Origin of the sequence: Brevundimonas diminuta ATCC 11568 (assembly GCF_000204035.1) — a bacterium.
Taxonomy (GTDB): domain Bacteria; phylum Pseudomonadota; class Alphaproteobacteria; order Caulobacterales; family Caulobacteraceae; genus Brevundimonas; species Brevundimonas diminuta.
Window position 1 is genome coordinate 150,852 of sequence record NZ_GL883084.1, and the last position, 5,154, is coordinate 156,005.

At 68.5% G+C, this 5,154-nt stretch carries 6 protein-coding genes and 1 pseudogene; 3 read left to right on the top strand and 4 right to left on the bottom strand.

Features of this window, described 5'->3' with window-relative positions:
* The 4 genes from BDIM_RS00790 to BDIM_RS00805 form a co-directional block, all read right to left on the bottom strand.
* The coding region (locus BDIM_RS00790) for a MotE family protein (protein ID WP_040344472.1) at positions 1-665 on the bottom strand (665 nt) is incomplete at its 3' end.
* A gap of 100 nt (positions 666-765) precedes the next feature.
* Positions 766-1,380 carry a DUF6468 domain-containing protein gene (locus BDIM_RS00795; RefSeq protein WP_040344473.1) on the bottom strand — a complete coding sequence of 205 codons (615 nt, stop codon included), beginning with the start codon at positions 1,378-1,380 and terminating at the stop codon, positions 766-768.
* A gap of 1 nt (position 1,381) precedes the next feature.
* Positions 1,382-2,440, bottom strand: coding sequence for a flagellar motor switch protein FliM (gene fliM, locus BDIM_RS00800; RefSeq protein ID WP_003163662.1), 1,059 nt, complete (start codon positions 2,438-2,440; stop codon positions 1,382-1,384).
* A 2-nt stretch (positions 2,441-2,442) separates the two neighbouring features.
* The gene (locus BDIM_RS00805) at positions 2,443-3,105 is read right to left on the bottom strand and encodes a flagellar basal body-associated FliL family protein (protein ID WP_003163663.1); all 663 of its coding nucleotides are present in this window, start codon (positions 3,103-3,105) and stop codon (positions 2,443-2,445) included.
* A gap of 179 nt (positions 3,106-3,284) precedes the next feature.
* On the opposite strand from BDIM_RS00805, the gene flgF reads away from it, so the two are divergent.
* The 3 genes and pseudogenes from flgF to BDIM_RS17745 form a co-directional block, all read left to right on the top strand.
* The gene (gene flgF, locus BDIM_RS00810) at positions 3,285-4,022 is read left to right on the top strand and encodes a flagellar basal-body rod protein FlgF (protein WP_003163664.1); all 738 of its coding nucleotides are present in this window, start codon (positions 3,285-3,287) and stop codon (positions 4,020-4,022) included.
* A 14-nt stretch (positions 4,023-4,036) separates the two neighbouring features.
* Complete coding sequence (gene flgG / locus BDIM_RS00815) at positions 4,037-4,825, top strand: flagellar basal-body rod protein FlgG (protein ID WP_003163665.1); 789 nt, start codon at positions 4,037-4,039, stop codon at positions 4,823-4,825.
* Positions 4,826-4,841: 16 nt separating this feature from the next.
* Positions 4,842-5,154: pseudogene (locus tag BDIM_RS17745) on the top strand (flagella basal body P-ring formation protein FlgA); the annotation flags it as partial.

Consider the following 5,154-nt stretch of genomic DNA (forward strand, 5'->3'; position numbering starts at 1 on the left):
GTCGCAGCCTCAGTCGGAGCCGAAGCGGCGGCGGCGCGGGCGGCGTACTGCTGGGCCTGGAAGCGCTTGGCCAGCTTTTCGGTCAGTTCGCGCGCGGCGGCGGGCTGCATCTGGGCCATGATGGCAGCCAGGGTCCGCGGGCGCATGGCCGAGGCCACCGGCAGGCGCACGCTGTCGTCCAGGGTGGCGAAGACGGCCGCCGCCTCCTTGGGCCGCATGGCGGAATAGACGGCGACCAGACGATCAGCCTCGGCCTTTTCCTTCTCATCGACCTGGCCGACCAGGGCGCTGATTTCGCCCTTCAGGGCCTCCAGCGCCTGCAGCTTGGCGTCCAGCTTCTGCTCGGCGGCCACCATCAGCGGCAGGGTGGTGGCGAAGTCGGCGTCGCGCGCGTCCAACTGGTCGCGACGCTTCGACAGCGACTGGATGATCCGCAGTTCAGCCGGAGAGATCCCCGCCTGCTGGGCCAACTGCTCGGGCGTCAGGGCGCAGACGGCGGCGGGCTTGGGCGCGGGCTTGGCTCCCTCGCCTTCTCCGGCGACCGCTTCCTGGGCCCAGGCGGTCGCGCCCTGGAACAGCTCCGGCGCCACGCCCGCGGCGCGCACGGCCACGACGCCGCCGATGGCGACGGCGATCAAAGGCAGAAGGCGGGGCAGCTTGCTCATCGGTCAAACTCAGCGAACGGTTCGGCGCCACGCGCCGGGCAGGAAAAACACTTGGCCCCTCAAGTCGTCCGAGGCCGCGCCTCGGACATAGGGGCTGACATCAGGCGGCGAAAAGGTCGTCGTCCAGACTACGGCGGGCGCGGTTTAGGCTCTGTTGCGCAGCATGGTTAGCGGCCAGGGCCTGCATCACCGGCGAGGCGCGCTCGGGGACAGGCGCGGGCTTCGGCGACGGCGCCTTCATGACCGCGCGGGCGCCCTCGATGCGCTCCATCAGCGAGGCCATGCGGCGCGCGCGCGCCTCGTCGTCCAGCAAGGGGGCGACCGACGAGGCGCGGACGGTCTCGCGCTCGACCTCCATGATCGGCTCCATGTCGGCCAGGGCCTTGGCGGCGGCGCGACGCTCGTCCTCGCGCGTCTCGATGCGGCTCTCGGCCGGGCGGGCAGGCGCGCGGGCGATCAGCACCTCCAGCTCCTGCTTAACCGCGCGGGCCTTGATGATGCGGTCGTGCAGCAGGTCCGTCTCCTGCCCCGAGGCGCGCAGGGTGGCCAGCGCCTGTTCGGCGCGCCCGGCGGCGCTGTTCAGCTCGGTCACGGCGGCGGCGAAGGCCAACTGCCCCTCGCGCAGGGTCTTGAGCTTGCGCTCGAGCTTGATGCCGTAGCCGATGGCCGCGACCAGCAGCAGCATGAGGATGGAGTCGAGGATGATGCCGGTCATGTCAGCTGTTCTCCCTGGCGAGGCGGGCGGCGGCGTCGGTGCTGATGGGGCCTTCGACGCGGACGGCGATGTGCTGGCCCTTGCGGCCCATGCGGCCGGTGGTCAGCGGAATGGAGCCCGCCCGCACCGACACTTCGGACTCAGGCGTGACGTTCAGCATCAGGGTGTCGCCGACCTTCAGGTCCAGCACCTTGGACAGGGGCATCTGCTGCTCGTCCAGCACGCAGCGCACCTCGGTTTCCGTGGTCCAGAGTTCGGTGGCCAGGTGGCCTTCCCAGATGTTGTCGCGGCCGAACTTCTCGCCCATGAACTGCTGCAGCAGCATCTTGCGGATCGGCTCCAGCGTCGAATAGGGCAGCAGCAGCTCGACCCGGCCGCCGCGATCTTCCATGTCGATGCGCAGCTTGACCAGGATGGCGGCGTTGGCCGGGCGCGCGATGGCGGCGAAGCGCGGATTGGTCTCCAGCCGGTCCAGGTTGAAGTGAACGGGGGTCAGCGGCTCGAACGCCTGGCGGGCGTCGTTCAGGATGACCTCGACCATGCGCTGCACCAACACCCGCTCGATGGTGGTGTAGGGCCGCCCCTCGATGCGCAGGGCCGCCGTGCCGCGACGCCCGCCCAGCAGCACGTCGACGATCGAATAGATCAGGTTGGAATCGACCGTCAGCAGGCCGTAGTTGTCCAGCTCCTCGGCCCGGAACACCGCCAGGATGGCCGGCAGCGGGATGGAGTTCAGGTAGTCGCCGAAGCGGATGGAGCTGATGGTGTCGAGGCTGACCTCGACGTTGTCGGAGGTGAAGTTGCGAAGGCTGGTCGTCATCAACCGCACCAGGCGGTCGAAGACGATCTCGAGCATCGGCAGGCGCTCGTAGGAGACCAGGGCCGAGTTGATGATGGCGCGGATGCCGCTGCGTTCGGCGTCGTCGCCGCCGCCCATGTCGAAGCCCAGAAGGCTGTCGATCTCGTCCTGGTTCAGCACCCGCTCGGACAGGGCTGCGCCCAGATCGACCTCTCCGCCGAAGGGGTCCAGTTCCGTCTCGGGGGCCAGGGCGTCGGTCATGACTACTGGACCAGCATTTCTTCGATCAGCACGGCGTCCACCTTGCCCGGCGCAGCGATCAGATTGACCCGGCGCAGGATCTCGGCGCGCAGCTGATACGACCCGGCCGACCCGGCCAGATCCTCGGGCCGCAGTTCGCGCAGAAAGCCCTGGAACATGTCCTGCATGCGCGGCGCCTCAGCCTGAAGATGCGAGGCGACGGCGGCGTCTTTCATCTCCAGCGTCAGGCGCAGCTTCAGATAGGTCGGGCGTCCATCGGCCGACTGAATGTTCACGATCATGTCCGGCAGGGTGTAGAAGGTCACGCCGTCGGGGCCGGCCGCGATCTTGCCCGCGCCCTCGGCCGCCTCGCCTTCCTTGGCGCCGCCCCCGTGGCCGCCGCCTTCCTTCTTCTCTTTCTTCTCTTCCTTGGCCGGAGCGGCATGATCGCCCGCCGCCTCGGCGGATTTGGGCTTCATCAGCAGGAAGGCCGTCGCCCCGCCGCCGCCCAGCACCACCAGGGCCGCCGGGATGATGATGAACAGCAGGGGGATCTTCTTCTTGGCGGGCGCGGCTTCGCCGTCCTCGCCCTCGGCGCCGGGCGCGCCGTCGCTCACGGCGGGCAGGTTCGCGTCGTCGCCGGTCGGCGCTTCGCTCTTCTTCTTGCCCAGCTTCAGTTTCAGCATGCGTAAGCCGCCCCGATCCTCACATGCCGGGTGTGGCCCTGTTTTGGTTAACGAGGCGTTTACGATCGGCAAATCCTGCCGGGCGCCGCAGGAGCGAAAACCGCTCAAATCCCCATTCCACGGGCGTTAACCCTGTTGGCACGGTCGTTGCGACGGGAAACGGCGAAAGGAGCCCGCTCGTGGAAAACGCCGCCTATATCGGACTGTCGCGCCAGATGACGCTTCGCCGCGAGCTGGACATCGTGGCCAACAACGTCGCCAACGCCGACACCACCGGCTTCAAGGTCGAACAGCTGATGGTCGGGACCGAAGTGGGCCAGCGCGCCCGCAACGACAATATCCGCCCCTCGGCCAGCTTCGTGCTGGACAAGGGCGTGGGCCGCGATTTCGGCCAGGGAACGCTGAAGCAGACCGGCCGCGAGCTGGACTTCGGCATCGAGGGCGAAGGCGCCTTCTTCACCGTGCAGACGCCGAGCGGTCCCGCTTATACCCGCGACGGCGCCTTCGTGACCGATCCCGAAGGGCGGCTGACGACCAAGCAGGGCCTGCCGGTCTTGGCCGACGGCGCCGAGATCGTTCTGGACCCGCAGCGCGGCCCCGCCAGCGTCGGCGCCGACGGCACGATCAGCCAGGAAGGCCAGCCCGTCGGCCGCCTGACCGTGGTGCGCTTCGACGCCCTGTCGGTGCTGCAGAAGTCCGGCGACGGCCTGTATCGCAACGCCTCCAACGCCCAGCCGATGGATGCGACCGACGCCCAGGTCCGCCAGGGGATGCTGGAAGGGTCGAACGTCAACACCCTCGTGGAAATCACCAACCTCATCGAGATCAGCCGCGCCTATGAGCGCGTCACCAAGATGATCGAAAACGCCAACGACCTGTCACGCCGCTCCGTCGAGCGGCTGGGCCGGGTTTCGTAAGGGAGAGCTGAGACATGCGCGCGCTTCGCACCGCCGCCACCGGCATGGCCGCCCAGCAGCTGAACGTGGAGGTCATCTCCAACAACATCGCCAACATGAACACGGTCGGCTTCAAGCGTCAGCGGGCCGAGTTCCAGGATCTGCTGTACCAGAACGTCGAGCGCATGGGGGCCCAGTCCTCGTCGCAGGGCACCGTGGTGCCGACCGGCATCCAGATCGGCTCGGGCGTCAAGGCGGGCAGCGTCTATCGCATCACCGAACAGGGCAGCCCCAACCGCACCGGCAACACCTACGACATCGCCATCCAGGGCAAGGGCTACTTCCAGATCACCCTGCCCTCGGGCGAGCTGGCCTATACCCGCGCGGGCAATTTCACCGTCAACGGCGAAGGGCAGCTAGTGACGGACGACGGCTATGCGGTCGAGCCCGCCATCGCCATTCCGCAGGACGCCCTGGACGTCTCCATCTCCAAGTCGGGTCAGGTTCAGGTCACCACCGCCGGCCAGACCGAGCCGCAGGTCGTGGGCCAGCTGGAACTGGCCACCTTCTTCAACGAGGCGGGGCTGGAAGCCATCGGCGACAACCTGCTGCTGGAGACGGCGGCCTCGGGCCCGGCCACGGTCGGGGCGCCCGGCGAGGTCGGCTACGGCAATCTGCTGCAACACTACACCGAGGCGTCGAACGTCGACGCGGTCAGCGAGATCACCGCCCTGATCGTGGCCCAGCGCGCCTATGAGATGAACTCCAAGGTCATCACCACCGCCGACGAAATGCTGTCCGTCTCGGCCCAGGTGAAGAGCTGAAGGAAAGGTCTGAGCCATGAAGCGCGCCCTGATCCTCGCCGCCGCCGTCGCCGCATTCGCCGCCCCCGTGCTCGCCACCCAAGCCTTGGCCGGGCCGGTCAATCTGCTGCCCGATCCGGTCGACGACGACGGCCGCATCACCCTGGGCGAGCTGTTCGACGACGCGGGCGCCGCCTCAAACGTCGTGGTCGGCCGCCGCGCCGGAGCCACCGCCGTTTTGGAGGCCTCCCAGGTCCAGATCGCCGCGCGCCGCGCCGGGCTGGAGTGGAGCAATCCGACCGGCCTGCGCCGCATCGTGGTGCGCGAAGGCGGCGCCCTTTCTGGCGGGG

What these genes read in the sequence shown, in the direction of transcription:
- BDIM_RS00795 (WP_040344473.1), bottom strand. Translation starts at nt 1,380, where the DNA reads ATGACCGGCATCATCCTCGACTCCATCCTCATGCTGCTGCTGGTCGCG.
- fliM (WP_003163662.1), bottom strand. Translation starts at nt 2,440, where the DNA reads ATGACCGACGCCCTGGCCCCCGAGACGGAACTGGACCCCTTCGGCGGA.
- BDIM_RS00805 (WP_003163663.1), bottom strand. Translation starts at nt 3,105, where the DNA reads ATGCTGAAACTGAAGCTGGGCAAGAAGAAGAGCGAAGCGCCGACCGGC.
- flgG (WP_003163665.1), top strand. Translation starts at nt 4,037, where the DNA reads ATGCGCGCGCTTCGCACCGCCGCCACCGGCATGGCCGCCCAGCAGCTG.